The sequence below is a fragment of the Bdellovibrionales bacterium genome (assembly GCA_018266295.1).
In the GTDB taxonomy this organism is placed as follows: Bacteria; Bdellovibrionota; Bdellovibrionia; order Bdellovibrionales; family Bdellovibrionaceae; genus JACMRP01.
This window is the reverse complement of the sequence record JAFEAQ010000022.1, coordinates 98,788-125,429: the sequence shown is the minus strand read 5'-3', so window position 1 is coordinate 125,429 and position 26,642 is coordinate 98,788. Positions and strand designations below refer to the sequence as shown.

The following is a 26,642-nucleotide window of genomic DNA, read 5'->3' as shown; positions in this document are numbered from 1 at the left end:
TTAGTGTAAAGCCATTGGATTTTCTTTAAATTCGGCTTCTTGCATTTTTTGCTCCTCTTCCAATATAACTTTTGAAGTCTTAAATACCGCGTCCGGATTTAAGGAGACACTGTCGATACCTTCGCGAACGAGAAACGCTGCATATTCAGGGAAGTCGCTAGGGGCCTGCCCGCAGAGCCCCACTTTTTTGCCGTTTCTTTTCGCCGCGCGAATGGCGAAGGCAACCATCATTCTTGCCGCATCATTTCGTTCATCAAACAGCTGGGATATCAGATGAGAGTCTCTGTCGACCCCCAGTGTGAGCTGTGTCAGGTCATTTGAACCAATCGAGAAGCCATCAAAGATATCGGCAAAGGAATCGCCGAGAATGACATTGCTGGGAACCTCACACATCATATAAACTTCAAGACCATTTTTGCCTTGGATGAGGCCATTTTTTGCCATTTCTTGGATCACCTTTTCGCCCTCTTCAGGAGTTCGGCAAAAAGGGATCATGAGTTTCAAATTAACAAGCCCCATTTGATCGCGGACTTTTTTAACGGCTTCACATTCTAATGCAAAACCTTTTTGGTACTGCGGATGGTAATAACGGGAAGCTCCACGGAATCCAATCATAGGATTGTCTTCGTGGGGCTCAAATTGTTCACCCCCCAAAAGGTGAGCATACTCACTTGTTTTAAAATCACTGAGTCTGAGGATCACGTCTTTAGGATAAAATGCTGAGGTGATCATGGCGATCCCCTCTGCGAGTTTATCGACAAAGTACCGGGTTTTGTCGGCGTATCCAGCAGTGAGTTTTGCAATTTCGGATTTCGCGCGGAGATCTTTAAGCTCATTGTAATGAACAAGAGCTAGCGGATGAACTTTGACGTGATTTGTGATAATAAATTCTTCTCGCGCAAGACCCACTCCGTCCTGAGGCAAGAAAGAAAGCGAGATAGCTTTCGAAGGATCTGCGATATTGAGCATGATCTTGGTTTTTGGGCGCTTTAGCTGGGATAAGTTAATTTCCTCAGTGGTAAACTTTAGCAGGCCTTCGTAGACATTGCCAACTTCCCCCTCCGAACAACTGACTGTCACATCCTGGCCGTTACGCAAGACCGTTGTGGCATTCTTTGTTCCGACAATCGCCGGAATGCCAAGTTCGCGGCTGATAATAGCGGCATGGCATGTGCGACTGCCGCTATTGGTGATGATGGCAGCGGCATTTTTCATGATCGGTTCCCAGTCCGGATCTGTTTTGTCGACAACTAGGACTTCGCCGGGCTTTAATTGGTCTCGTTCTGTCAAATGCTGAATAATCCGTACTTGCCCCTGACCGATTCTGTGTCCGACGCTGTGACCCTGAATTAACAAGGCCCCTTGCTCTTGGAGATGGCTCTCGGTCACTTTTGCAAGTTGCCGCCGGGCCTGGACAGTTTCTGGGCGCGCCTGCAAAAGGTAGAGCTTGCCATCTTGACCATCGCGGGCCCATTCAATATCCATCGGCGTCCAGCGACCATGGATTTTACCATAATGCTCTTCGACAAGCAGACCCCAGCGTGCGAGCTCTAGTATTTCATCGTCGGAGAGAGCAAATTTCGCTCGGTCCTCAGAAGAGACCGGAATGTTTTTGGTGAGCTTTTCGCCATTGGTATCATAGACGAGCTTTGTCTCTTTACTACCGAGTTCTTTCCTCAAGATGGGACGGAAGGAGTCTGCGAGAGTCGGTTTAAAAACACAATACTCATCCGGCGTCACCAGCCCTTGAACGACATTTTCACCCAAACCATATGAGGCACTAATTAAGATAAGATTCGAGAAGCCCGTTTCGGTGTCGACCGTGAACATCACACCAGAAGCTCCTAAATCTGAGCGAATCATTTTTTGAATGCAAATTGAAAGACGAACTTTCAATTGATCGAAACCAAGCTTGTTTCTGTAAGATATTGCTCGCTCCGTGTAAAGAGAAGCGAAGCACTTACGGCACGCTTCAATGAGCTGATGTTTGCCCCGAACATTGAGATAGGTTTCTTGCTGGCCGGCGAAACTGGCGTTGGGCAGATCCTCGGCGGTGGCGCTGCTTCGAACTGCGACGTCGGTCGCAGTCTCACCGAATTCTTGGCTGAGCTTAGTATAGGCATTGATAATGTCTATCTCTAGTTTTGCCGGCAAAGGAGAGGTCAGTATCAGCTGTCTGGCCCAGTATGCTTTCTGAGAGATGTCTTCCGGGCTGCTTAAATTTATTTCATCGAAGAGTTCCTTGAGCGGAGCGGTGAGTTTGTGCGCTTCAAGATGATCTTGAAAGCCTTGCGCAGTGATTGCGAAGCCATTGGGTACGCGAATTCCCATTGGTGAAAGCCGGTTGTACATTTCTCCAAGTGAGGCAGTCTTACCACCGACCACGCTGACATCTGTTGCACGAATTTGGTTGAGCCAAAGAATTCTAGATTCTTGAGAATCTGGTGAGGAGTTTTGCATTTCGCACCTCTTATTTGGTTTTAAAGATGAATATATCTTTTCATAAGGAGGGCCTAAGAACTACAAAATTTCAGTCTTTTGCCTGAAGGCATGGAAATCGATCTGACGAAAACATCACTGACCAAATAACAAAATTAGTGGCAGAGTTTTGGCAAAAGATGAAATTTTTGGCCCTTTTATCGATTGGTATTTAAATCTGATTGAAAAGGATTTTAGCGTGGAACTGACACCGCAAACCATCAAAGAAAAAGAATTCGTCAACGCTGTCTGGGCAATAGATCCCTATGAACAAAAAATGGCCCCTCATAAAAGTACTTTAAAAGTGATTGCTCGACTATTGGGGGGTGGGTTTTCGAAAGTTCATCCAATATATGTTTGTCCTAAGTCAGATCAGGGATTAGGTGAAGCTCGCAATCAAATGCAGAACTTTATGATGTTCTTAGATTTAGGGGATACAGAACCTTTTCATGTCTATAGTGAACCTTCGAGCGACAGGTCTGAGCGAGTTGAAAAAGTGTTGAATATTGCCCATGAACATAATGCGAAGGTTGTTTTACTAACATCCCACGGACGCTCGTCACTGGGAGCTACTTTTCTAGGAAGCTTCGCTCGCGATCTTTTAAATAAATCAGACATCCCGATTATATTTATAAATCCCCATACGAGCAGTTATGTGGTCAGCGACAAAGTGATGTTTGCCACTGATTTTTCAGAACAGTCCAAAGTCGCTTTTCAAGAGTTCTTGAATCTCGTCAGGGGGAAAACCAGTGAAATTATTTTGTGTCATGTCCTCAGCTTTCCCTACGAATATGTGGATGCCTATGGAATGTCGATGCCCTTGCTAAATTATTACCGAGAGGACCAAAAGGAGTGGGCCGAGCGAGAAGCTCAGCGTTGGATTAAAGAAGCTGAAGGAAAAGACATCAACATTCGACTTAATAACATTATGGAGGAATCTTTATCGGCACCTGCACACTCCATAAAAGCTATCGCAGAACGAGAAAAGGTCGCTCTTATCGGTTTGGTATCGCATGTCGGTCCTATTGAGAAACTTGTTATTGGCAGTGTGACGCGGGATCTGATGAGCTCACAAAAGTTTAACTTGTGGGTCTGTGGCCCTCGCTTTGGATCTTGAAAATCACGATCCTCCTGTGAGGAGACTCCATGAATTTTTTGAGAGCGATTGTAAAGGGCATTGATCGTCATCGTTTGCTGAGTGGATTTATCTTAATTGCACTGATTGCAGCTGTTTTCATTTTTCGCAGAAACGCTTTAAGAAACGAGGGGGTCTTATCAGAGCCTGTTAAAAAAGGCTCTATTACTCAATCAGTTTACGGCATAGGAACCGTTACCGCAAATCGCAGTTTCCAGCTCAAAGTTGGTATTACCAGCCATATTGAAGAGGTCTTTGTTAAAGAGGGCGATTACGTTCAAAAAGGCGATAAGTTAGTTCATATTGAACAAATGGTGTATCGAGCTCCATTTAGTGGAACCATCACTTATTTTCCCAATAAAGTTGGAGAAAATGTCTTTGCCCCGCTGCCAGCTTTGATTCTTGTGGATTTGCTGGACCGCTATGTCGTCGTTTCTTTAGAACAGCAAGGAGCATTGCAGGTAAAAAAAGGCCAAAATGTAAAACTCAGTTTTGATAGCATTCGCGAAAACAATTACTCCGGGACGGTTGAATCCGTTTACTCAAACGACAACAATTTTTTAGCTCGAATTGATGTGCCTCATCTGCCTCGACAGATATTGCCGGGAATGACCGCCGACGTCGCTATTGAAATTCAAAAGCATGACAATGTTATCGTTATTCCGGTGGCCGCCATCGAGGGCGATTTTGTATGGCTTAGGCGCGGCGGGCAGGGAAGAGTGAAACAAGTTTCGGTAAAGCTGGGCTTCATCGATAAAGATATGGCAGAGGTCGTCTCTGGAGATGTTCAAGAAGGCGATCGTCTCCTTATAAGAAAGAATGTCGGCGGATGATTTTTTTAGCGATACGATACCTTTTAGAAAGAAGGCGGCAGACCCTTTTGACTTTGCTAGGCGTGTTCTTTGGTACGATGGCCTATGTTTCTGTTTCCGGATTCTTTTTGGGGTTTCAGGGATTTATTGTCGAGCAGTTGGTGAATAACCAGGCGCAAATTCATATTCAAGCACGACAAGATTATCTGACGGAGCATCAACTAGATGAAGCCTTTTTTGGAAAGCTCTTTGGCCATATTTTTTGGGTGAGCCCCCCTTCTGGAGTGGAGGGGTACATTGAGGTTCAAAACCCCCAAAGTTGGTACGAGCGGCTTCGAGCAGATCCTCGTGTTGAAGCATTTTCGCCCCTTTTGACGGCGCCAGCACTGTTTACACTGTCGAAAATTTCGGTTTCGGCGAATTTAATTGGCTGTAATCCCGAGCAGCAGGCGAAAGTCACAAGTATTGCCGCATACATGATCGACGGTAAGTTTACTGACATTGCTACCGGCGGCAACCGTGTGATTTTGGGCGACGAACTCACGAAGAGACTGGGGGCCGGCATGAATCAGACAGTCTTAGTGTCCGTCGGAACTCAGCCGCCAGTGCCATTTAAAGTGATTGGACGTTTTAAAACAGGAAATAGGGGGGCTGACTTACAGGCCTATGGCGCCATCAGTGATGTGCAAAGAGTGAATCGCACTCCGAATATTGTTAACGAGATTGGTGTGAGATTAAAGGACTACAGTCAGGCGGCCGCCATTGCGACGAACTGGTCTAAGATTGCTCCAGAGCGGACCGAGAGCTGGGATCAGCAGAATGCGAACATCTTTTCTGTTTTCAGAATTCAAACAAGCCTCAGATTTGCGATGATTTTGACAGTTTTAATTGTTGCTGGATTTGGTATGTATAATGTTTTGAACATGACGGTGAATCAAAAGCGTCAAGACATTGCGATTCTTCATTCGATGGGTTACGACACTTTCGACATTGTGATGCTATTTTTTTCCCAGGGTTTGATTATTGGCGTTTGCGGTTCGGTGATGGGGTTGGTTTGTGGGTACTTTTTGTGCCTATATCTTCAGACCATTCCATTTATGCCGGTGAGTCAATCAAACCCCAGCGGACATTTGCATATTTCCTTGTCTTTCTCGATCTATCTTCAAGCTATGATCTTAGGTAATTTTTCAGTTTCGATCGCCAGTATCCTTCCAGCGCGTGCCGCCGGTAAGCTCACTCCCATTGAAATTATTCGATCAGGAGGATGAACTTGGGAATTCGTGCCACTCATGTCGGTAAAACTATTGGTAAGCCACCAAACCGTGTTTTAACAGACATCAATTTAGATATTCAAGACGGCGAATTCGTCGCATTAACGGGACGATCCGGCTCAGGAAAAAGCACTCTGCTTTACATTCTGAGCAGTCTTGATAATCCCACAGAAGGAAAGATCGAGATTTCCGGCAATGATATCCAGTCTATGGAATCTGAGGATCTTCACCGATTTCGTAATTTAAAAATGGGATTTGTATTTCAATTTCACTACTTGATTGACGAACTGACAACTTTACAAAATGTTTTGATGCCCACTTTAAAGTTTCAACGCGAGAAAGAGCTTTCGCCCTATGCCGAATTCTTATTAGACCAGTTCGGCCTGAAAGAGAAACTGCATCGTTATCCACGGCAGCTTTCTGGCGGCGAACAACAACGAGTCGCGATAGCCCGGGCCCTCATTATGAGGCCACAGTTTTTATTCGCGGATGAGCCCACTGGAAGCTTAGACACGGCCAATAGCGACGTAGTTATGGGAATATTGCAAGAGGTGAACAAAAAAAATAACACGACTGTTCTTATGGTTACTCACGATCCGGACTTTGCGAGTATGGCGCCACGGCAAATTCGTCTTAAGGACGGCAGAATGGTAGAGGAGTAAAAAATGCCAGGTTAGCCTTCAATTTCGTGGAGTCGAATCATCGTGTTTTTAATCAAGGTGCGGCTTTGTTTTGATAAAATAAACAATGTGAACATTTCTGATGCTTAATTTCTAGATAATTTCCTTTTTTTGAAAACCCGTTTTCTAAAGTTTTACTTATTTTTAGAAAAACACTCTCTGAGTTTTTGAGTGGCCAATGTGTTTGGAGATTTCATGAAATTTGATCATGGAAAAATTGATTTTCTAGAAAAAACAGATGTCTTAGAGACTTTAGAGCGCGGAAGTATAGGGCATTTAGGGTGCTTTTTGGCCGATGAAGTCTATGTTGTGCCTATTACTTATGTTTTTGAGAATCCTTATATCTATAGCCACTCCAAGGATGGAAAAAAAATCTCTATGATGCGAAAGAATCCTCAAGTGTGCATTGAGGTTGAAGAGATTTACGATATGTTCGCGTGGAGAAGTGCCATAGCCTGGGGAAGATATGAAGAACTTCATGGCGACGAAGCAGCCACGGCGATGAGAATGCTGATAAAAAAAATCACGCATCAGATTGCAAATGGAAAGTCGTCTTCTCTTGAGATGGATTTTGATGCGCTTTTTGAAGAGGCCGTAATCTATCGAATTCACGTCAGTAAATTGTCCGGGCGCTTTGAGGGAAATCTTCATGCTTTGAGGCCGTAAGAGACCAATATGGAAAATACATCAGAAAATGAGACTCAAAATTTAGCTCAGGCGTCGGATGTCATTCTTGGAAAGGTCATTCAGCAAGTCAATAAAAAGATGATCTCTGGATCAAATCATGAGCAGATTCTCGATTTTATTTTCGACTCTTTAAATTTACTTATTCCCTATGACCGAATTGGCATCGCACTTTTAGAGAAAGACAACACTGTGGCCAGATTAATCTGGGTGCGCTCGAAAAAGCAGTGTTTAAATCTCGCGAGAAACTACTCGGCCGCACTTCACGGCAGCAGTTTAGAAAACATTATTAAAACAGGTGAGCCGAGAATAATAAGTGATTTAAGATCCTATTATTCTCTTCACCCGACCTCTGAGTCGACGGCCCTGGCATTAAAAGATGGAATATTGTCTAGCTTGACGTGTCCGTTGAGAGCCGGTGATAAACCCGTCGGTTTTGTGTTTTTTTCAAGTTTCCAGCCGTATATGTATGAAAATCAGCATGTGCAAATATTCTCTGCAATCTCGGATCAGCTGTCGATTGTTGTAGAGCAAGCCCATTTGAAAAAATACTTTGAAGCCAGTGAGTCTCGGGAAAGGGCTCTTGCAAGAGTGATGCATGATTTAAGGGCTCCGGTCAGCACGATTAAAGCGTGTTTGAACTATGCAGCGACGGAAGATTGGTACCAAGATCTGCAAGAGCCGGTTAAAGAAGTATTTCAGATGTTGAATAGCACCACCCAAGAAATGTTGGTTCTTTTAGAAGAGCTTCTCGAGTTACGCAGAGTAAAAGACACGAGCAGTTCCTTAGATATTCAAAAAGTGAATCTTATCGACTTTATAAACGACGTGACTGAAACCGGGGAAGTCCTTGGTCGAGCCAAGGAAATTAGTTTTGATTGGGTGCCAAGATTTGATCTTCCTGATGAGGCAGAGTTTGATTTGATGAGGATTCGCCGCGTCCTTGATAACCTGATTACAAATGCCATTAAGTTTTCAAAAAGAGGAACTAAAATAAAGTTTGATGTGAGAGCGGAGAATTCGAAACTGTTTTTCTCCATTCAAGATCGCGGGCAGGGGATTCCTGAGCAAGACATGGATTTATTATTCACCGAATTTGGCAGGACGAGCACGTCGCCAACAGAAGGCGAAAGCTCGACAGGTTTAGGACTAGCCATCGCAAAAGAGATTGTAGAAAAGCATGGCGGACAAATCTCAGCTCAGAGTCAAATAGGTGAAGGATCCACATTTGTTTTTTGGATCCCTCTGCCTCATAAGACGATGTTGCACTAGTGGTATGAAATTTCGTATTATATTGAATTCTCAAAAGAGCTTGGTTCGGATTTAGGCAAAATAAAATTGGCAATTTCACTTTGAGGTGTTTTCTGAAGGTCTTTCTTGATCCAATCAGTGACACTTTCTTGAAGTTTATTGCCCATCTCAGCTTTCACTTTTCCTAGGAAATGCGGTTCAGCAACGAGGGTCATTGATGAAAAACTATTTTTCAAGCGCTCAGTTTCAAGAAACTGGGCAATTTCTTTTGCAAATTGAATCTCAGCCTCTTCATGGGGATCATGTCTTTTGCCTTCCGTATAGTGTGTAGATCCCAGGTGTCCTCCCAATGATTTGGTGCCACGTCCAGCTTCTTTTCGAATGAGGTCTCGCTTTTTAACCGTACCTAGAGGATTCGTGACCGTTTTAATAAGCTCAATCTTGCTACGGTCCGATGTTTTTATAAAGATTCTAACTTCCTTCTGGCTGGCTACGACAAACCAATGCATATCGTCCTCCGATCCCTAAAAGATCTTTCAATATTTAAGGAGGTGACAGAAAAAAATGCCGGTTTTGCTTACAATCAAAAGAGGCCTTTTTTCTATTTATAAGCGTGTTGAAAGCCAAGATGACTTTTGTAAAAAAAGTCAATTATCTTTAGTGAAGAATAAAACATACAACTTTTATAAGAAAAAGGAGTTTTCATGCGTAATGCAATTCTACTTCTTTTGTTTTTATTTTCTTCTCTGAGCTCCGTTGTATTTGCGAAGGTTGTCATACTAGATGTGCGGACTCCCGAGGAGTATTCCAAAGATCATGTGGCGGCGGCCATGAATATAGATGTTAAAAATCCCAATTTTAAAACTGAAGTATCAAAGCTCAGCCGTGAAGATGAGTATAAAGTCTATTGTGCCTCCGGCAGGAGGTCCACTCAGGCTGTTTCGATCATGCAGGAACTTGGTTTTAAACACTTGGAAAATCTCGGAGGCCTTGAGAATGCTAAGAAGGTCTTGCAATAGGAGGGTTCGTGGCCTTGAAACCAATTCTATTGGCAGATGACCTTTTAGATACCTCTAGGTCGGGTCTTGCAAGATCGAAGTTATTGCGAGATTTCTGTGAAGAACTTGCGTCCCGACTGAATTCAGATTTGCAGGTTCTCTATGTCGACAATATCAATTCTTACAAAATTCCTTATATTGAAAAGAAAAAACTGACGCTTAAGAAAGATAAACTTCTAAGCTTCTTGCGAAATCATTTTTCTCGGTGCGTGTTTCACACCAACGTTGCCACTAGAATTGGTGATCCCACTCTTTCCATCTTAAGAGAGGAGCAAAAAAATGAATACGAGTTTGTTGTTGTCGGCAGTCGCGGAAACCGGGGATTAAAAAAGGCAATTCTTGGAAGCGTCTCGGAGGAGATCTTACGACGCTCGAGCGATCCTGTTATTGTCTTCGGCCCAGAAGCGCAAAATCTGAAATACCAACTAGATCCCGAAGAGTCTTTAAAGATTCTCTGCCTCACGGATTTAACCAAAGCCAGTGTTCCCGCCGAGAAACTGGCCGTCAAGTTGGGCCAGAAGTTAGGCGGGCATCTTACGGTTTGCTACTCGGCAGGTGATATGCTGCATGAGCTGCGAGAAACCTTCGTTTCTCGTGGTATTAAACCCTCTTTAAGAGTTTTTTCAAAAAAAAACATTAAGCAACACGAGAAGAGCCTAGAGCGGAAGGTCAGCTCTCTTCGGCGGAAACTCTTCTCTGTGGACAGCCTTTTTTTAGAACAACCCGGGATACTTGAGGAGCAGGTTTCAAAAGAAGTCAAAGGTGTCTATGATCTTATTGTGATGGGCACTCATTCCAGACGGAAGTTTTTAAAGAACTTTATTGGCAGTTCGACAAGAGGCATGATTCTATCTTCGCCGGTGCCCGTCGTTGTCGTTCCTTCCTCGGAAGTCGAGAAGGCATAAAGGTGCGGCCTCAAGAGTTAAATATCGAGCGTTTCGACAAGATCGGAGAGTTTACCAGTTTTTCTCATTATCGTTCTTTGCGACGGCAAAATTAGGAAGCAAAAGCCCTGCACCGAGGGTGGCGCTTGAAATAAGAAATTCACGACGTTTGTCAAAAATAGGCTCCATAAGTTCCTCCGGCTAAAGGCTTATTAGGCACGAAGAAGGAATCTATGGATGAGAAGAAAAAGCGTTTTTTATAAGAAAACGAAAGGTATTGCGAGAATGCAAAAATAAGTACTGAACTAGGGACTCAATCAGTATACTGCTTTCTTAGAGGTGACTGATGAAACAAGCTTTTTCGACTCCGACAATCACTGCATTTAAAAGTTCTCCGGATCGTGGGCGTGGCCTTGCCCGAGATTTTCGTGTTCGATGGGCATTGGAAGAAGTAGGGCAGCCGTACAATGTGGAGCTTTTGACATTTGAAGAAATGAAGCAGTCGCCTTATCGCAAGCTTCAGCCTTTTGGGCAAATTCCTGCTTTTAAACAAGATGATTTGGTGTTGTTCGAGTCTGGTGCCATCATTTTGTATATCAGTGAAAAGCTTCCCGGTTTACTGCCTAAAGAGGTCAATGCCCGGGCACGCGCGATCATGTGGGTATTCTCAGCGCTGAATACTTTGGAGCTGCCTGTTGTTGAACGCAGTAATTGCTTTCTGTTTGAGCGTAACAAACCTTGGTATAGCGAGCGATTGGCAGTCCTTGATGAGCGCGTGAATGTGCGTTTGAAAGAACTTTCTGATTTCCTCGGGGATTCGGAGTGGCTCGATGGTGATTTCAGTGCCGGTGATCTTTTGATGGTCACGGTGCTGCGCCGTTTGGAAAGTTCAGGGTTGCTGAAGGCCTTTCCGAAAATTTGTGATTACATTGCTCGTGCCGAAGCTCGGCCTGCGTACCAGCGTGCGTTTGCGGCACAGCTCGCTGTTTTCACAGGTGGCTAACGTTGCTCCCTGTGTGATTTTCTTCTAAACATCGTCCGGCGCCTATCGCCTTATGCTCACCCGAACACGATTGTTCTAGATCCCGTACAGAATCGCTATGTTTATAATCAATAGTATTGTCGAAAGTCGCGGTTTTACCACAGTTCATGAGCACTTGATTGTGGTAACATCTCCTTCAAAAAGGAGATGCTTATGGCAACGCAAACCCTGCAACAACGTCATTCTCCGCTTAAATCCGGCAAACATGATCATTCAAATATTAGGTCTAGTGATCGCACTGTATGGAGTTTGGATGCGCGTCAAGCTTCCGGACAAAATGTCCCGAGGCATTCTGTCTCAAACATGTTTTTGATTATCATGAAACTTTAGTTTTAGACCCGGATAAGGGAAGTTGAAGAGAGAACTCTGACTGCCATTGAAGGAGGATCTAAGTTTATGAAAACAATGAAAGCGGCCGTATTTGTCCGTCCCGGAAAAATCGAAATCCAAGAAAAACCCGTTCCCCAAATTGGTCCAACGGATGCCTTAGTCCGTGTGACGACAACGACCATCTGTGGAACGGATGTGCATATTTTAAAAGGCGAGTACCCCGTCAAGCCAGGCCTCACCATCGGTCATGAACCTGTCGGCGTCATTGAAGCTCTCGGGAGTGCCGTGACCGGATATCAGATCGGTGAAAGAGTGATCGTGGGCGCCATCACTCCCTGTGGGCAATGCAGTCCTTGCTTAGATGGTCATCAATCCCAGTGCGGCGGGCACGCGATTGGCGGATGGAAGTTCGGCAACACCATCGACGGCTGTCAGGCGGAATATGTTCTCGTCCCCAACGCGATGGCGAATCTCACATCGGTCCCGCAAGGACTGACAGATGAACAAGTCCTTATGTGCCCGGATATTATGAGCACGGGATTCAGTGGAGCAGAGAGCGGTCATATCCGTATCGGTGATACCGTCGTCGTTTTTGCACAAGGGCCGATCGGCCTTTGCGCCACCGCAGGAGCAAGGCTGCAAGGGGCGACAACCATTATCGGTGTCGATGCCGTCCATCAACGTTTGGAAATGTCCAAAAAAATGGGTGCCACTCACACGATTAATTTTAAGAATGAAGACCCCATAAAAATCATCATGGATATGACCCACGGCCGCGGTGTCGACGTGGCCATCGAGGCCCTTGGAACACAGCAAACTTTCGAGTCTTGCTTGCGGGTCTTAAAGCCCGGCGGCGTGCTGTCAAGTCTCGGAGTCTATTCTGGAAAGCTGACGCTGCCTCTAGATGCTTTTGCGGCAGGACTCGGGGATCACAAGGTCGTGACCACTTTATGCCCTGGTGGAAAAGAGCGGATGCGCCGTTTGATGAATGTCGTCGCCTCTGGCTTTGTCGATATGAAGCCCCTCGTCACTCATCGGTTTAAGCTCGATGATATTGAAAAAGCTTATGATCTCTTCGCAAATCAAAGAGACGGTGTTTTAAAGGTAGCAATTACTCCTTGATAAACTTTAAAAGTCGGCCGCATTCAAAAGCCTCCTATGAAGACTCCTTGCTCAAAAAGCTGGGCCCGGGTCTTATTACGGGTGCGGCTGACGATGACCCCAGTGGAATTGCGACCTACTCTCAAGCTGGAGCGCTCTTTGGCGTCAACATGCTTTGGACCGTTCTGTTCACGTTCCCTTTGATGGTGGGGATTCAAATCGTCAGCGCCCGGATCGGCAGCACGACGGGGCAGGGGCTGAGTTTCAATATCCGTCAACATTATCCAAGATGGGTTTTGTACAGCATCGTCGGACTCTTACTATTTGCAAATACGATTAACATCGCGGCAGATATCTCAGCGATGGGAGAAGCAGCAAAGCTGGTTCTTGGTGGCTCGGGGCACTTGTATGCCGCAGGATTTGGGGTGCTTTCGCTGGGACTTCAGGTTTTTATTCCTTACAGTCGGTATGTGCGTTTTTTAAAGTGGCTGACATTGTCTTTACTAGCCTATGCGGCAACTTTATTTGTTGTGCGTATTCCATGGTTGGAGGTTTTAACCCGCACACTCTTGCCAAATGTGACTTGGTCGGCGGAATATTTTTCTTTTGTCGTCGGTGTTTTTGGGACGACAATCAGTCCCTATCTGTTTTTTTGGCAGGCGGCGCAAGAAGTTGAAGACCGGCATCTGCGTGAACATCATTCAAAACCACCGAGGACCGCGGCGGAGATTTCTCAGAACTTTCATCGTATTAAAGTAGATACCTATGTCGGGATGGGATTTTCTAATTTGATCTCCTATTTCATTATTCTGACAGCGGCTGTTGCTTTGCATATGCAGGGCGTGACTGATATTCAAACTTCGGCCGATGCGGCACGAGCCCTTCGGCCCGTTGCCGGAGAGTTGACGTTCATTCTTTTCAGTCTTGGAATTATCGGCACGGGGCTCTTGGCAATTCCAGTGTTGGCAGGCTCTTCAGCTTATGCGATTGCCGAGGCCCTCGATTGGGAAAACCGCAGTCTTGAGCTTCATCCACGAATGGCAAAAAGATTTTATAGTATTATTGCGGTATCCACTTTGATCGGCATCGGTCTTGGTTTTACCTCGGTGGATCCTATTAAAGCACTTTATATCAGTGCGGTTATTAATGGAGTGATTTCAGTACCGATTATGGCGGTGATGATGCTGATGGCGGTTCGGCCGGACATCATGGGAAGCAGTACTATCCGGCCGAGATTAAAATTTTTAGGATGGGCCACGGTGTTTTTTATGGCCCTTGCGGTTGCTGCGATGGTTTGGATCTACCTGGCAAAATAAAAAAGGAAAAAGAATGAAGTGTCGTTATCCCCATGAAGCTTTAAGTTTGATTCAATCTCATCACAGGGTTTTCATTCATGGTGCCGCAGCAACCCCTTCGGTTTTATTAAAGGCTCTGGTGGAAGAGGCCCCACGCCTTGAGGATGTGGAGCTCATTCATCTTCACACCGAAGGTCCTTGTTTGCAGGCGGCCGAGACGTTTCGGAAGTCTTTTCGCATCGCCAATCTATTTGTCGGGGCCAATATGCGTTCTTACATGGATGGGGAGCGCATCGACTATCTGCCGTGTTTTCTTTCTGAGATTCCGCAATTGTTTCGTTCGCGCCGTAGGCCAATTCATGTGGCGCTTTTGCATTTATCACCGCCGGATCAACATGGCTACTGCACTTTAGGTACCAGTGTCGATGTGGCCAGAGCCGCAGTGGAGAGTGCGGATATTCTGATTGCCCAAATCAATCAGCAAATGCCGCGGGTGCATGGGGATGGTTTTGTTCATATTGATCAGCTCGATGCGTATATCGAGGTCGATATGCCGTTGCCAGAGTCTAAAGCTCACGTGGCGACAGCCGAAGACACAACAATCGGTCGTCATGTGGCGAGTCTTATTGAGGATGGGGCGTGTCTGCAAGTGGGCATTGGCACCATCCCTGATGCGGTTCTCGCGCAATTGCAATCACATAAAAACCTGGGTGTTCATAGCGAAATGTGGTCCGATGGTATCTTGTCGCTGATCCAATCAGGAGTCATTACAAACTCCCACAAAGCCGTTCATCCGGGAAAAACCGTTTCGGCTTTTGTTATGGGGTCTGAGCGCGTCTACCGTTTCATTCATGACAATCCTTCGGTGATTCAGCTGCCATCGGATTATGTCAATAATCCCAATGTCATTTGCAGAAATAAAAAAGTAGTGGCGATCAATTCAGCGGTGGAGGTGGATTTAACAGGCCAGGTTTGTGCGGATTCCATCGGCAGTAAAATTATTTCCGGTGTGGGCGGACAAATGGATTTTATGAGAGGAGCCGCACTGTCGGAAGGTGGAAAACCCATTATAGCGCTTCCTTCAAGAACCAAAGACGGGCGTTCGCGACTAGTGCCGTCCTTAAAGCCTGGCGCCGGTGTTGTCACCACAAGAGCGCATGTTCAATTTATTGTGACTGAATATGGGATTGCGGATCTCTACGGCAAGACATTGCATGAACGGGCCCAAGCGCTGATCGAGATCGCCCATCCCGAGGACCGGGAGGACTTGTGGACGGCGTACCGGAGTTTGTGAATTAAAGCATGTTACATTGAAGTATTTTTTTAAAAAAGCGATCTAGGAGGCTTCTTATGGAAAAAACAACTCAGTCAATCCCCGCATTGTGGGCCATCGATCCCACAGAGACTCAACTTCGTCCCAGTGTTGAGGCGCTGCAAAACGTGCGTCATTTTTTAGGCGGTGATTTTACCCATGTGCATCCAGCATATATTTATGATGACGACCGGCTCTCCAGAGAAAAAGCGCTGGAAAAAGTTCGAGAGTTTCTAAAGCCCTTACCTATGGGCGAGATGCTTCCTTCGGATGTCTTTTTATCTCACTCCGGTAAACGTGCCGAGTGGGCCGAGCAAGTTTTAAAACTTGCTCATCAAAGACAAGATGAAGTTATTATTTTAACTTCTCATGGGCGTTCGGCCCTAGGGAATCTATTTCTTGGAAGCTTTGCTAAAGAGCTTTTACAGACGTCGGACCTGCCGCTTCTCTTCATTACTCATCAAAAGCCACTATTTGCGAAAGGCGAAAAAGTTCTTTTTGCTACAGACTTCTCAGAAGGCTCGGAGAAAGCCTTTCACGAGTTTTTAAAGTTTGTCAAAAATAAGGCGTCTGACCTCATTCTTTGTCACATTATCAACTTTCCTTTGCCGGCTTACAGTGCAGCGTCTGCCAGTGGGGTCGCCATTCCAGTTCCGGATTATTTTTTAGAAGAACAAAAAGCATGGGCAGAACAGAGGATTCAGCAGTGGCTCAAAGAAGCACAAAAACTAGGAATGAAAATTAAATTGCAGAGCATTGTTGAAGAATCTATGTCAGGCTCCAGTGCCGCTATTGAGAGAGTTGCAAAGGCTGAAAAAGTAGGGCTCATTGGACTAGCATCCCATGCGGGACCCTTTGAAAGAATTGCATTAGGCAGCGTTACGCAAGATTTGCTGGCGTCGCAGAAATGCAACCTTTGGATCAGCGGTCCACATTTAGGACATTAAATTTTTAAACGGCCCGGAGGAGGCTCTGATGAAGTCCGATCAGGCGCGCGCACTCCTGGAAAAGGATGGTTACAATGAGCTTCCAAAAGCAAAGAAAAAATCGTTTTTGCTTTTGATTTGGGAAGTTCTCCGGGAGCCGATGATTCTGCTTCTCTTAACCGGGGCAGGTATTTACCTTGCTATCGGCGAGATCCACGACAGTCTGCTTCTTTTAGCGTCGGTGCTCGTCATTGTGTTTATCGCGATTTTTCAAGAACGCCGAAGCACACGGGCGGTCGAAGCTCTCCGTGATTTATCAAGCCCGCGAGCCCGTGTCTGGCGTGACCAGCGTGAAATTCAGATTCCTTCCCGGGAGGTCGTACCCGGCGACACCTTGATTGTGAAAGAGGGCGAACGGATCGTCGCGGACTGTCTTCTGTTGGAATCACGTAGCCTCGAAGTGGACGAATCCCTTCTAACGGGTGAGTCTGTGCCAATCTCAAAATCTGTTTCTAGCGATGGTTCGCGCCTTCAATTTCCGAGCGCGTTTTGTATTTATAGTGGCACACTGGTGACTCGCGGTTTTGCAACTGGGAAAGTCATTGCGACCGGTCTTCATTCGGAGCTTGGAAAAATCGGCAAGACCATGCAGGAAGCAAAGGATACTAAAACCCGATTGCAGGAAGAAATCGCAGGGCTCGTCAGAATCTTTGGAACCCTGGGAGTTATCACAAGTATTGTGATAACTTTAGCTTTTGGATTCACACGCCATGATTGGTTGCAGGCGCTTTTAGCCGGTATTGTCGCGGCTCTTTCTTTGTTGCCGGAGGAATTTCCGGTCGTGTTGACGATTTTTCTGGCACTAGGAGCCTGGCGTTTATCCAAAAAACAGGTTTTGGTTCGTCAGCCATCTGCCACAGAGAATTTAGGTTCTATCACGGCGTTGTGCACGGATAAAACGGGCACACTCACACTGAACCAAATGTCCGTCGAGCAAATTTGGACTGAGCATTCTCAGTATCATTTTCACAAGAACGTGGAGCCTCTCTCGGCAGAAATATTCTCTGTGCTTGAGGCCGGCTTTCTTGCCAGTTATGAAAACTCTTTTGATCCGATGGAAAAAGCTCTTCAGAAAACTTTTAAAACCGAAAGCGAAAAAGTGAAATATGAGCTGCCAAAACGGTCCCTTGAAAAAGATTACCCTCTGAGCCCGGATCAGCTGACAATGTCTTTTGTTTGGAGGTCGCCAATAAATCAGTCGCGGGTCGTATTTTCCAAGGGAGCCCCCGAGGCGATTGTGAATTTATGCAATCTCGAAACTCGGCTTCAATCGGTTGTTCTCGAGCAAGTTTTTAAAATGTGTGAACAGGGATTGCGTGTAATAGGCGTTGCGAAGGCTTCCTTAAGCGGTTCTGATTTTCCCAAGGAGCAAAAAGGGTTTCAATTTTCATTTCTAGGCCTGATTGGTTTTATTGATCCGCTCAGAGAGGGAGTGAAAGAAGCCATCACTGAGTGTTATCAGGCTGGAATCCGTACAATCATGATCACAGGAGACCATCCTGCGATTGCATCTAAAATTGCAGGCGATATCGGGCTGAAGGATTCAGGATCCTTTTTAACAGGTGAAGATATCGAGAAATTAACTGATAACGATCTTAGGGACAGAATAAAATACGTCAATGTCTTTGCCCGCGTAGTCCCCAATCAAAAACTGAGAATTGTGAAGGCCTTGAAGGCCAACGGCGAAACCGTTGCCATGACGGGCGATGGAGTCAACGATGCGCCTAGCTTAAAGTGGGCAGATGTCGGGGTGGCCATGGGGGGACGAGGGACTGACGTGGCTCGCGAAGCGGCTGATCTTATTATTTTAGATGATCAGTTTAACTCCATCGTTGCGGGGATCCGTTTAGGACGGCGAATTTTTGATAATATTCAAAGAGCGATGTCGTATTTGTTTGCAGTGCACTTTCCTATAGCCGCATTGGCGATTCTTCCGGTCCTCATCGGTGGTCCTTTAATACTTTTTCCCATACACATCGTGTTTTTGGAGCTGATCATTGATCCGGCCTGCACCCTTGTTTTTGAGGCCGAGCCTGAAAGTGCAAAGACAATGAAGGTCCCACCGAGAAAACTCGAAAAGCCGCTTTTTTCTTTTCAAGACATTGCCTTAAGTCTCTTGCAAGGAATGGTTGTTTTTGCCGGGATTTTTATGTTGTTTTTATGGGGGCTGCATCAAGGATGGGGAGAGGCTCAGGCCAGAGCTATGGCTTTCAGTGCTTTTGTGCTATCGAACGTGGGGCTTATATTTGTCAATAAAACGTCAAAGCATGTTTTCTCAAATCTATTTTTTGTCGTGATTTCTTTTGCGGCACTTGTTCTATTGATGGCGATTCTTTTTATTGAGAGCCTATCAAAAATCTTTAAGCTTGAAACTATAGACTTAACCTCACTAGGTATTTCGGCTTTAGTGGCGGTCTTCTGTGTATTTATTGCCAGCAAAATTAAAAATCTGAAGATCCGTTAGTAAGATTTCAGTGCTGAGTTGATCAGAGACTTCATCCATGGAATGCGGTGGAGATCTTTTTTATAGAGAAGGTAATACGCAACCGGTGCCATCAATTCTGACGGCACAGTCAGCGCCGAGAACTTCGTGCTTTTGCGAACCAAATTCGAAGGCGCAATACACCAGCCAAGACCGGTTTCAACGAGGTTTTGTAAAACCATCCAATTGGGAATCACTCGTAAAACCGTTGGCGGCGTTCCGAGATCGTATTTCTCCCACGCTTCGCGGGGAAAGCCGAAGTCTTCCCCATAAGAAAGGCTCGGGTAGTTACTCAGCTTTCCTAATAAGCGGGCTGAGAAGCTCTTTGCAGAAATATCCCATGCCGTTGGAAACAGAATTTGAAAATCTTCCTCGAAAAGCTTTCGTGCCGTCGTCTGAAGATCATCCGGTACCAGGCGTGTGATGCCAAGGCTTATATCTTCTTTCATTACCTTAGCCGTCACGGCGTGGCTGCGGGTCGGTACGAAGACAAGGGGGTAAGGGAATTGTATTTTGCTTGCGATGTGTTCGAGGATTTCTGTGGGGCCATAGATGCGAATTGCGTGTTGGGGGGAATCTTTGAATTTAGAAATCACCCCATCAACCATCGAGTCGTAATCTTGCCAGGTGGGCTGAATCCGTGAAAATAGTTCCTGTCCCACGGGAGAGAGGACTTTCTGGCGCCCTTGTTTTTCAAAGAGCTTCTCGCCGATGAGCTCCTCCAATTGCTGGAGCTGACGGCTCAGTGCCGGCTGAGAAATACCTAATGCCGACGCCGTGTTAGAGACGTTCCGTAATGTCGCAAACGTCACAAAGGACTCTATGAGGTGTCGGGGGTACTTCATCATATATGCATTATTGCATATAATATATAAAAACACATCCATTTTAATTATCTAAAAAGGGCGTATAAATCACTCCTGTCTATACACTTAAAGGAGTTTCCCATGAAAAAGATGATGATTTCTATTGCGGGCTTAGCGCTAGCAGCGTCTTTGGCTCAAGCAAAAACGTACAACGGTGTTGATCAAAACGGTCAAGTTTGCAGCTATACTTTGGAAAACGTGAAAGTGGGAGGGCCTGTAAAGCACGACCCTTGTGATTTTGAGTCTGATGGTGAAGGTCCTTGGTGCACAGGTAAGCCGGCTATCTACACCGTGAAGATGACGGGATCTGGCACGTTTGCAACGGCAGCGGGCTCAGTGGGTTTTAAATTAGATGATGAAAACGTCATCTTGGATGAGCAAAATAAAATCACAAGCTATGTCGCTGACTCCCGCGGGGGCAGCTCTATTTCTGTGAAAGTCAAAGAAGACGGTTCATTGGAAATCTACAACGCCTTCCAAACGCCTTATGGGGAAACTCTAACGGGCCGACAAATCGCAGACATGTTATTGAATCGTGATGCCGGCGTGAGCTACCAAACAGTGTGGAAGAAACTCTATACTGACATCGTTTGCACGGTGAAATAATCACGAGAATCCCCCTAAGCCCGTCGAAGGGACGGGCTTTTTTTTCGTGGATGCAATGCATTCTTTAGGGCTCTTGAGACTTATTGATTGAATAAGTCATTTTCTGTGGTGAAGATTTCTGAGTGTTCAGAATTTTTCTCATCTTTGTCACTATTTCTTCAATTTCTGTAGCGAGCACGGCAGCGAGTAAACCCGTGCCTTCCTCTGGGAAGACTCGTCGAGCATTAGTCATCGGCATAGATGGTGCACGCGGGGATCTCATTTACAATCAAGCCTGGGTTCAGCAGAGGGCTCCGAATTTGCAAAAGCTCATGGCCAGCGGAAAGTTTGCGGTTTGCAAAGATGTCTATGATACTCAGTGCGCGCGCACTCATAGCGGTCCGAAAACAGGTCGGGGCTTTCAGTGGCTGACAGCTCCAGGCTGGGCTTCGGTTTTAACGGGAGTTGATAATAGTAAAACTCAAGTCTTCGACAATCGTGATGCTTCGTTTTTGAACTTTATGAAGTCCACAAAAACTTATCCGACATTTTTAAAACGTCTGCGTGATGAAGCGGGTGTTAAGGTCGCGGCCTCGGGTGTCGGTGCGTTTATGGTGAGTGCCCACAAAAAAGATATTAAAGCCGGCATTGTCGATTATGAATGCGATTCACCTGAAGCGCGAACAATGAGGATTTCACCTGCGATGACCTCCTCCTGTAATTTGGATGAGCGTCGCGCAGGGAATAGCGATGATTCCAAACGTGATTCCAAGATGACAGAATGGATGAAGCAACAAATGGCAAATCCGCAAATGGGCCTTGTCATGGGAGTCTTTGATCAGGTCGATGAAGCGGGGCATGAGCACGGATTTGGTAGCAATAAATATTATACCGGTGCGATCGCAGCGACAGATGGGTTGATTGGCGATCTTATGACGGTGGTGAAAACGCGCGCTCTTCAAGAAGGTGAAGAGTGGCTGGTGATTCTGACTTCAGATCACGGCGGGCATAGGCTTTTGACTTTTGGAATGCATGACACTTGGCCGGATCACGACACGGCCGTACCCTTTGTGGTTGCGACTTTGGGGATATCATTGCCGCCGTTGAAAGATCTGACTTATCCGGTAACTCAGATGGACACCCATGCGACCGTGATGCAGTGGTTTGGCAAAGAGTCGCCGAAATCAGATGGGCGAGTGCAAGGTCTTTAAATAAAAAAGCCCGGGTTGAACCGGGCTTTTTTTCTAGCTTCCGCTCGTTTTAGCGCTTTTCTTTTTCTTTGATTTTTTCTTTTCAGATTTCTTAGGAGCTTCTTCCTTCACCGGTTCAGGTGTTGGAGCCGCCTCTACGACCGGAGTGGCGACCGGTTCTGGAAGAGCCGCTGCAACAGCTTCTTCTTTAGGGGCGTTGGATTTGCAGGCCACAAGGCCGAAAGTCAAAAGCGATGCGCAGGCAACCGCTAACAAGTGCGTTTTCATGGGACTCCTTTTGGGATTTGGTTGATTCAGGTGGAATTACTTTTTGCTGGCTTTCATTTTGTCGCGGACGCATTTTTTCAAAAGCTTGTTGGTTGCGTCTGGATTTTCCTCTTTGCAGAGTCTCATCATTTCAGCTTTTTTAGCTTTAGCGCCTTTGCTTTTTGCAAAAGTCATCGGGCTTACGAACAAACATAAAACAAGGGTAGAAACGAACATCATTTTCATTGGCATCTCCTTTATTAAGCTTATTTGAAATGCCAAAGTTCACAACGTACGAAGGTAAAATGTGGTTTATCAACTCAGTCTTTTAATGAGACGAAAGTTCCTTAACTAGACGATAGTAAAACTCCACTCCGGTGCGCAGACTCGAGACCGGCATTCGCTCGTCGGCTCCGTGGGTTCGAACAAGGTCACTTTCGTTTAGTGGGAAAGGATTGATACCATAGGCGGGAACACCGAGAGCACGATAGCGACGAGCATCCGTCATGCCGAGCTGGCTGCCGGCAACCACGGGAACCCCTGGCCACATTTCGCCGGCGATTTTGCGAATCGCGGCAGGACCTTCACCCTCCGTGGGTGAAATGTTGGAGTTCCCGTCCATGGAAGGCCCCAAAGTCACTTCAATGTCCTGGTTCTTTGTGGCCTCCTGCAGACGTTTTAAAACCACTTCAGGATTTTCGTCAGGGACGATCCGGCAGTTCACTGTGGCGCTTGCTTCTGACGGCAGAACGTTGGCGCGCGTTCCGCCTGAAATCAAAGTCGGTGTGCACGTCGTTGTCAGAGAGGCCGCTATTCCGGGGCGATCATTGAGGAGTTTAAAATCTTCCTCATCAATCAAACCTGTTGAAGCAGCGATTTTGCGGAAAAGTTTTGCGAACCGGGACTCTTCGTTCTTTGCTTTTTCTTCAAAGAAGTTTTTCATCACAGGTTGTAGTTTTCGAGGGTGCTGAATTTCGCTGATATTTTTAAGCGCTTTTGCCAACCGGACAATCGCATTGTCCTGAGAGGGGCGAGCCGAGTGGCCCCCTTTGCTGTTGGCTTTCAGAATATAATCCTGCTGGGTTTTTTCGGCCACTTGATAGCGGACCATGGAAACACGGCCGTTTTTATCCAGCAACGGCGAGCCACCTTCGTTCAAGACAATTCCCGCTTGCACCCACTCAGGATGTTTCTTTAAGAGTGAACTTAAGCCCGCGCCGCCGCTTTCTTCATCGCCAGTCAGCGCGAGAATCACATCGCGCTTGAGGGGAGTGTTATATTTTTTTAATAGAACAAGAATCTCAACGCTTGCCGCCGCCATCGAAAGATCGTCGATCACTCCGCGGCCGTAGAGGTAGCCCTCTTTTTCGGTGAGTTTGTGGGGGGCTGTCGTCCAATCTTGATTTTCTGTTCCCACAACATCCAAGTGAGCAAGTAAGAGAAGAGGTTTTAGTCCCGTGGAGCTTCCTGGCAGGCGGGCAACGAGGCTCTTTCGCCCCGGCGCAAATTCGTCGATATGATAGGAGATTCCCGCTTTCTTTAAAAGAGCGGTCAGAGTTTCAACGGCTTTTGCTTCGTTGCCGGGAGGATTGGTCGTGTTCTGCTCGATGAGAGTGCTAGTGAGTTTTCTAACGTTGTTTGTGGATTTGTCGAAGTCCATCGCATTCGAAGCGTGCGCGGCAGAAAAATAGAGAACCCATGAAAAAAGCGTTACCAGTTTTATCATGATCCGATGCTAGCAAGAACAGTTCTTGAAAGAAAGAGTTGTTTCTCTGTAGAAGCCTTCGCAGAATATATTTATGAATAAAAAAATTGCCATTAAAATAGGAGTCGCGGCCCTAGTTGTTTTAGCGGGTGCAGGGGTTTATTATCAGTCTCACGGAACACAAAAGGCAGGGCCTCCCAAGGAAAAAAGCGCCTATGAAAAGCCGATGCAGCTTCTTTATGCGACACCGCAATGGAAGGTCTTTTTTCGCTCTTTCACAGATTCTCCGGTTCATGCAGTTAAAATTGATGATGGCAAAGTTCTGATGTCGTTAAACTCCCGCGCATCGAACAAAGATGATGCGGGGTCCGGGGCAAATCACTTGGTGGCGCGCTTTCGTCATGGCAATAAAGTCGCCAATCATCTCGAGGCCCGGGTTCGCGTCGATAGTCTGAAGCTGGATCCTTGTGATAGCAATCAGGTTCAGAGCTTGCTTAGAACCACGATCGGTGGTTTTTTCTTTAACACCCTTTCGGAAAACCCACGGGATGTGCGCGGGGATATTTTTACAGTGATAGGTCTTGCGCGCTCATCTCAGGATAAAACTTCAGCCGATACATTAACTCTGAAGGCCGTGGTGCTTTTGTGTGAAGTTCCTTGTTACTTACGCGAAGAACACACTCCGCCGGGAAGAAATCCCAGCCGTATTCTTTATGAAAAAGAACTCGGCACGGTCAAGGTCGGCGAGAGTGCACTCTTAGGACTCGACTGGGTCGAGGGGCAAAAGAAATTCGTGTTCTCGAAAGATCACAAGGCTTTATCGGAATATGTTGTCGATTTGCCAATTAAGGCGCCGTCGAAGGCCGCCAATCCCCATGTGGACGTCGCTCATTTCACTCCCAACTGCAAGATAGATACAGCTGAGAACGAAATGACCGCGGAGTTTTCCGACATTCGCTTTGAATGATTTAAATGTAATTTATAGGTCCGGTGGAGGTTCTGCTCAGTGAACTAAACAGAGCCGACGCTCATCATTTGTGTTTGGCCTTCGAGGACCTTTTCCATTTGCTTCAGCACTTCGAGCCAACTTGGGTCTTTGTCGACGTCTAAAAGATACTTGAAGAGAATCTTGTGCGTCGGTGGCTCAGCCCAGAAGTAGCTTGGTAGTCCTTGCGTGAGAATATCAATTTTTCCTTTAGTCTTTTTATTTTCAAATGGGGCCAGGTCGTAAGAATAGCTTGAGCACGAATCAAAAAAGAACAGCTGGCGTTTTTTAGGGTTAAACTGAATCTCGCCGGATTTCATTTCCAGCGACGGAATATGCAAATTGCCTCCGAGCCCGGAGTGGCCGCTATAGATAACAACATCTGAATTCTCAAGCGCCCGGCGGAAGAACTTCGCAAAGGTCACATTCTTTGAGCCGATCCCGGTTTCAGCTAGGAGGCGCACGATGCGCACGTTGATGGTGCGGCCCTCGCGGCTTGTGAGAGTTTTTGTAAACTCCAGCACGGGGCGGTTGGCGAAGCTTGCCAATGTCTTTTCTTGAAAGCCTTGGTCGCGAAGCCAGTTGTTGATGTCGTCGAAATTTTTACGACCGTCGTCTTCAGAGCTCGTGGAGCTTTCAGAAAAACCGTTGATCGTCGCGATTTCAAACATGTCACCATTGCCGTTATCGCCACGAAGGGCCTTGAAGCCTGCTGAGATTGTTTCATCCGGTGGATTCATGGGCTTTAAGGTCACAAGGGTTGGTTTGGCCATTGGCGCTTCACGGAGGTGAGCGCAGCCTTCGCGGAACGGATCATAGAAATACCAAAAATCGAGTGCCGAAGGGTAGTGCTCATCGGTGCATTTGAGCTCGTAAAAGTTATCCACATCGTAAGGAAGCGTCACTTCGATGCCGCCTTCGAGAATCTGCTTTGCGACCTTTTTATGAAGCAGCAAAGTGCCGTCCGCTTTATAACTGATCACGCGCTGGCCGTTTTTGCCGACAACGTCGCTTGTCACATGAAAACGTAGTGGCAGCTTGATCGCCGCAATACCGAGAGTTGCAGAGGGCACATGGAAGTATTCCGCCATCGTCGGAGATTGGAAATAACCAAAGAAAAATTGCGCGTGCTGAGTTGTTAACTCTTCTGCATCGGCCTTTGAAGAGGTTTGGAATTCTGATTTGTAAGCGAACTTAGTTTCGACAGACGAGACCGAAAGAATTCCCGCGAACGCAGTTTGCAGAAGCATCATCGAGAAGAGAAAGCAGAGTATTTTCATGGTCTACCTCTTGTTGATGGTTTTTTGAATCCACGAGAGCGCATCGGCCACATCGGCATAACCTTCTACATTTGAGCGATGAAGGACATCGGCGCCTCGGCAGGCATTGCCCCAGCTCACGACACCGATCAGAGTGGCAACGCCGTTTTCTGAAACGACCAACGGACCGCCACTGTCACCTGGGCACGCGGATTTCGTGTCACCGGTGCTGGAAGCACAGAGCATATCAGATTCAATATTCCAGCCGCGCTTTTGCGGGAACCAGTCTTGGTCACATTGAGCGCGTGAAATCAGCGGCACAGAAACCTTCTGCAGGTTTTTGCCGTCGATCCGGCCCTGAGAGTCTGTAAGTCCCCAGCCGGCGACGGTAGCAACCAGGCCCGTGTCAGAAGCGCCAAGATCTTTCTTTGCGTTCATCACGATAGGAGTTACGTCCGTGACGTCTTCCGTGAGTTCAATGAGAGCGATGTCGTGCTTTGGCCAAGAAAAGTCCGGATGAACGATGATGTTTTTTACTTTGTACTCGTGGCCGCCTTCGCCCGAGATCAAATCGCTGCCGACAAAAAGACTGAGCTCTGCGATTTTCACAGGGCCAACGGTTTTATCAGTGACATCTTCAAGCACGCAGTGAGCAGCCGTGAGCACCCAGTTTTTTGCCACAAGGCTTCCGCCACAAAGATGATCGACGAAGCTGTCTTTTGGGCTGTTTTGCCAGATGTTGACGATGAACGGGAATTCTTTGGTGGAGGCATTTTCGCCACCGATGATATGGCGGCTTTGGTTTTCTAGGAATTCGGCCTCGCGGACGACGACACGGTGGCAAGAGGCGAGAAGGATCAGACTCAATAGAAGAAATGACTTAGTTCCCATGGGTTTAGGTCATAGACCGAAACCCCGGCGAGTTGCCAACAGTCCCAGGGCTTTTGCAAAAGATTCAGGTATTTACGGCGATTATTTACCTGT

Annotated in this window: 25 protein-coding genes; 17 read left to right on the top strand and 8 right to left on the bottom strand. The window is 46.5% G+C overall.

Annotated features, from left to right (window positions below; genetic code table 11):
• Complete coding sequence (gene ppsA, locus JSU04_20085) at nt 1-2,460, bottom strand: phosphoenolpyruvate synthase (GenBank protein MBS1972618.1); 2,460 nt, start codon at nt 2,458-2,460, stop codon at nt 1-3.
• Nucleotides 2,461-2,608: 148 nt separating this feature from the next.
• Between ppsA and JSU04_20080 the strand changes: the two genes are divergently transcribed.
• The 6 genes from JSU04_20080 (at nt 2,609) to JSU04_20055 (ending at nt 8,332) form a co-directional block, all read left to right on the top strand.
• Entirely contained in the window at nt 2,609-3,595 is a 987-nt protein-coding gene (locus JSU04_20080) for a universal stress protein (GenBank protein MBS1972617.1), read from the top strand.
• A gap of 29 nt (nt 3,596-3,624) precedes the next feature.
• Nucleotides 3,625-4,446 carry an HlyD family efflux transporter periplasmic adaptor subunit gene (locus JSU04_20075; protein MBS1972616.1) on the top strand — a complete coding sequence of 274 codons (822 nt, stop codon included), beginning with the start codon at nt 3,625-3,627 and terminating at the stop codon, nt 4,444-4,446.
• On the top strand, nt 4,443-5,693 hold the full coding sequence (locus JSU04_20070) for an ABC transporter permease (GenBank protein ID MBS1972615.1): 1,251 nt from the start codon (nt 4,443-4,445) through the stop codon (nt 5,691-5,693). The genes JSU04_20075 and JSU04_20070 overlap by 4 nt, the downstream gene beginning before the upstream one ends.
• Nucleotides 5,694-5,695: 2 nt before the next feature.
• Entirely contained in the window at nt 5,696-6,358 is a 663-nt protein-coding gene (locus tag JSU04_20065; GenBank protein ID MBS1972614.1) for an ABC transporter ATP-binding protein, read from the top strand.
• A gap of 213 nt (nt 6,359-6,571) precedes the next feature.
• Complete coding sequence (locus tag JSU04_20060) at nt 6,572-7,042, top strand: pyridoxamine 5'-phosphate oxidase family protein (GenBank protein ID MBS1972613.1); 471 nt, start codon at nt 6,572-6,574, stop codon at nt 7,040-7,042.
• A 9-nt stretch (nt 7,043-7,051) separates the two neighbouring features.
• Nucleotides 7,052-8,332 (top strand): GAF domain-containing sensor histidine kinase, encoded by a 1,281-nt coding sequence (locus JSU04_20055; protein MBS1972612.1) that lies wholly within the window; start codon nt 7,052-7,054, stop codon nt 8,330-8,332.
• Between the two features lie 17 nt (nt 8,333-8,349).
• Here JSU04_20055 and JSU04_20050 read toward each other — a convergent pair whose 3' ends face one another.
• On the bottom strand, nt 8,350-8,820 hold the full coding sequence (locus JSU04_20050) for a host attachment protein (GenBank protein MBS1972611.1): 471 nt from the start codon (nt 8,818-8,820) through the stop codon (nt 8,350-8,352).
• A gap of 195 nt (nt 8,821-9,015) precedes the next feature.
• Between JSU04_20050 and JSU04_20045 the strand changes: the two genes are divergently transcribed.
• The 8 genes from JSU04_20045 to JSU04_20010 all read left to right on the top strand — a co-directional run bounded on the left by JSU04_20045 (nt 9,016) and on the right by JSU04_20010 (nt 18,783).
• Nucleotides 9,016-9,330 carry a rhodanese-like domain-containing protein gene (locus JSU04_20045; protein MBS1972610.1) on the top strand — a complete coding sequence of 105 codons (315 nt, stop codon included), beginning with the start codon at nt 9,016-9,018 and terminating at the stop codon, nt 9,328-9,330.
• Nucleotides 9,331-9,338: 8 nt separating this feature from the next.
• Nucleotides 9,339-10,274, top strand: a complete 936-nt coding sequence (locus JSU04_20040) for a universal stress protein (protein ID MBS1972609.1) — start codon at nt 9,339-9,341, stop codon at nt 10,272-10,274.
• 325 nt (nt 10,275-10,599) lie between these two features.
• Nucleotides 10,600-11,256 (top strand): glutathione S-transferase family protein, encoded by a 657-nt coding sequence (locus tag JSU04_20035; GenBank protein MBS1972608.1) that lies wholly within the window; start codon nt 10,600-10,602, stop codon nt 11,254-11,256.
• Between the two features lie 435 nt (nt 11,257-11,691).
• Nucleotides 11,692-12,747, top strand: a complete 1,056-nt coding sequence (locus JSU04_20030; GenBank protein MBS1972607.1) for an NAD(P)-dependent alcohol dehydrogenase — start codon at nt 11,692-11,694, stop codon at nt 12,745-12,747.
• Between the two features lie 47 nt (nt 12,748-12,794).
• The gene (locus JSU04_20025; protein ID MBS1972606.1) at nt 12,795-14,042 is read left to right on the top strand and encodes a divalent metal cation transporter; all 1,248 of its coding nucleotides are present in this window, start codon (nt 12,795-12,797) and stop codon (nt 14,040-14,042) included.
• A gap of 13 nt (nt 14,043-14,055) precedes the next feature.
• The gene (locus tag JSU04_20020) at nt 14,056-15,315 is read left to right on the top strand and encodes an acetyl-CoA hydrolase/transferase family protein (protein ID MBS1972605.1); all 1,260 of its coding nucleotides are present in this window, start codon (nt 14,056-14,058) and stop codon (nt 15,313-15,315) included.
• A gap of 56 nt (nt 15,316-15,371) precedes the next feature.
• Nucleotides 15,372-16,280 carry a universal stress protein gene (locus tag JSU04_20015; GenBank protein MBS1972604.1) on the top strand — a complete coding sequence of 303 codons (909 nt, stop codon included), beginning with the start codon at nt 15,372-15,374 and terminating at the stop codon, nt 16,278-16,280.
• A 28-nt stretch (nt 16,281-16,308) separates the two neighbouring features.
• A complete protein-coding gene (locus tag JSU04_20010; protein MBS1972603.1) occupies nt 16,309-18,783 on the top strand; it encodes a cation-translocating P-type ATPase in 2,475 nt (824 codons plus the stop codon).
• On the opposite strand, the gene JSU04_20005 is transcribed toward JSU04_20010, so the two are convergent.
• A complete protein-coding gene (locus tag JSU04_20005; GenBank protein ID MBS1972602.1) occupies nt 18,780-19,649 on the bottom strand; it encodes a LysR family transcriptional regulator in 870 nt (289 codons plus the stop codon). The two genes, JSU04_20010 and JSU04_20005, sit on opposite strands and share 4 nt — an antisense overlap.
• 99 nt (nt 19,650-19,748) lie before the next feature.
• Between JSU04_20005 and JSU04_20000 the strand changes: the two genes are divergently transcribed.
• Together JSU04_20000 and JSU04_19995 are read left to right on the top strand one after the other, a co-directional pair.
• Complete coding sequence (locus JSU04_20000; GenBank protein ID MBS1972601.1) at nt 19,749-20,273, top strand: hypothetical protein; 525 nt, start codon at nt 19,749-19,751, stop codon at nt 20,271-20,273.
• A gap of 122 nt (nt 20,274-20,395) precedes the next feature.
• The gene (locus JSU04_19995; protein ID MBS1972600.1) at nt 20,396-21,463 is read left to right on the top strand and encodes an alkaline phosphatase family protein; all 1,068 of its coding nucleotides are present in this window, start codon (nt 20,396-20,398) and stop codon (nt 21,461-21,463) included.
• Nucleotides 21,464-21,496: 33 nt separating this feature from the next.
• On the opposite strand, the gene JSU04_19990 is transcribed toward JSU04_19995, so the two are convergent.
• The 3 genes from JSU04_19990 to JSU04_19980 form a co-directional block, all read right to left on the bottom strand.
• A complete protein-coding gene (locus tag JSU04_19990) occupies nt 21,497-21,730 on the bottom strand; it encodes a hypothetical protein (protein MBS1972599.1) in 234 nt (77 codons plus the stop codon).
• A 36-nt stretch (nt 21,731-21,766) separates the two neighbouring features.
• The gene (locus tag JSU04_19985; protein MBS1972598.1) at nt 21,767-21,955 is read right to left on the bottom strand and encodes a hypothetical protein; all 189 of its coding nucleotides are present in this window, start codon (nt 21,953-21,955) and stop codon (nt 21,767-21,769) included.
• 82 nt (nt 21,956-22,037) lie between these two features.
• Nucleotides 22,038-23,435 carry a M20/M25/M40 family metallo-hydrolase gene (locus tag JSU04_19980; GenBank protein ID MBS1972597.1) on the bottom strand — a complete coding sequence of 466 codons (1,398 nt, stop codon included), beginning with the start codon at nt 23,433-23,435 and terminating at the stop codon, nt 22,038-22,040.
• Nucleotides 23,436-23,508: 73 nt separating this feature from the next.
• On the opposite strand from JSU04_19980, the gene JSU04_19975 reads away from it, so the two are divergent.
• Entirely contained in the window at nt 23,509-24,381 is an 873-nt protein-coding gene (locus tag JSU04_19975; GenBank protein MBS1972596.1) for a hypothetical protein, read from the top strand.
• A gap of 44 nt (nt 24,382-24,425) precedes the next feature.
• Here JSU04_19975 and JSU04_19970 read toward each other — a convergent pair whose 3' ends face one another.
• Nucleotides 24,426-25,679 carry a hypothetical protein gene (locus JSU04_19970; GenBank protein ID MBS1972595.1) on the bottom strand — a complete coding sequence of 418 codons (1,254 nt, stop codon included), beginning with the start codon at nt 25,677-25,679 and terminating at the stop codon, nt 24,426-24,428.
• Between the two features lie 3 nt (nt 25,680-25,682).
• Entirely contained in the window at nt 25,683-26,549 is an 867-nt protein-coding gene (locus JSU04_19965) for a serine protease (GenBank protein ID MBS1972594.1), read from the bottom strand.
• Nucleotides 26,550-26,642 lie beyond the last annotated feature (93 nt).

What these genes read in the sequence shown, in the direction of transcription:
- ppsA (MBS1972618.1), bottom strand. Translation starts at nt 2,460, where the DNA reads ATGCAAAACTCCTCACCAGATTCTCAAGAATCTAGAATTCTTTGGCTC.
- JSU04_20075 (MBS1972616.1), top strand. Translation starts at nt 3,625, where the DNA reads ATGAATTTTTTGAGAGCGATTGTAAAGGGCATTGATCGTCATCGTTTG.
- JSU04_20070 (MBS1972615.1), top strand. Translation starts at nt 4,443, where the DNA reads ATGATTTTTTTAGCGATACGATACCTTTTAGAAAGAAGGCGGCAGACC.
- JSU04_20060 (MBS1972613.1), top strand. Translation starts at nt 6,572, where the DNA reads ATGAAATTTGATCATGGAAAAATTGATTTTCTAGAAAAAACAGATGTC.
- JSU04_20055 (MBS1972612.1), top strand. Translation starts at nt 7,052, where the DNA reads ATGGAAAATACATCAGAAAATGAGACTCAAAATTTAGCTCAGGCGTCG.
- JSU04_20050 (MBS1972611.1), bottom strand. Translation starts at nt 8,820, where the DNA reads ATGCATTGGTTTGTCGTAGCCAGCCAGAAGGAAGTTAGAATCTTTATA.
- JSU04_20045 (MBS1972610.1), top strand. Translation starts at nt 9,016, where the DNA reads ATGCGTAATGCAATTCTACTTCTTTTGTTTTTATTTTCTTCTCTGAGC.
- JSU04_20035 (MBS1972608.1), top strand. Translation starts at nt 10,600, where the DNA reads ATGAAACAAGCTTTTTCGACTCCGACAATCACTGCATTTAAAAGTTCT.
- JSU04_20030 (MBS1972607.1), top strand. Translation starts at nt 11,692, where the DNA reads ATGAAAACAATGAAAGCGGCCGTATTTGTCCGTCCCGGAAAAATCGAA.
- JSU04_20020 (MBS1972605.1), top strand. Translation starts at nt 14,056, where the DNA reads ATGAAGTGTCGTTATCCCCATGAAGCTTTAAGTTTGATTCAATCTCAT.
- JSU04_20015 (MBS1972604.1), top strand. Translation starts at nt 15,372, where the DNA reads ATGGAAAAAACAACTCAGTCAATCCCCGCATTGTGGGCCATCGATCCC.
- JSU04_20010 (MBS1972603.1), top strand. Translation starts at nt 16,309, where the DNA reads ATGAAGTCCGATCAGGCGCGCGCACTCCTGGAAAAGGATGGTTACAAT.
- JSU04_20005 (MBS1972602.1), bottom strand. Translation starts at nt 19,649, where the DNA reads ATGATGAAGTACCCCCGACACCTCATAGAGTCCTTTGTGACGTTTGCG.
- JSU04_20000 (MBS1972601.1), top strand. Translation starts at nt 19,749, where the DNA reads ATGAAAAAGATGATGATTTCTATTGCGGGCTTAGCGCTAGCAGCGTCT.
- JSU04_19990 (MBS1972599.1), bottom strand. Translation starts at nt 21,730, where the DNA reads ATGAAAACGCACTTGTTAGCGGTTGCCTGCGCATCGCTTTTGACTTTC.
- JSU04_19985 (MBS1972598.1), bottom strand. Translation starts at nt 21,955, where the DNA reads ATGAAAATGATGTTCGTTTCTACCCTTGTTTTATGTTTGTTCGTAAGC.
- JSU04_19980 (MBS1972597.1), bottom strand. Translation starts at nt 23,435, where the DNA reads ATGATAAAACTGGTAACGCTTTTTTCATGGGTTCTCTATTTTTCTGCC.
- JSU04_19975 (MBS1972596.1), top strand. Translation starts at nt 23,509, where the DNA reads ATGAATAAAAAAATTGCCATTAAAATAGGAGTCGCGGCCCTAGTTGTT.
- JSU04_19970 (MBS1972595.1), bottom strand. Translation starts at nt 25,679, where the DNA reads ATGAAAATACTCTGCTTTCTCTTCTCGATGATGCTTCTGCAAACTGCG.
- JSU04_19965 (MBS1972594.1), bottom strand. Translation starts at nt 26,549, where the DNA reads ATGGGAACTAAGTCATTTCTTCTATTGAGTCTGATCCTTCTCGCCTCT.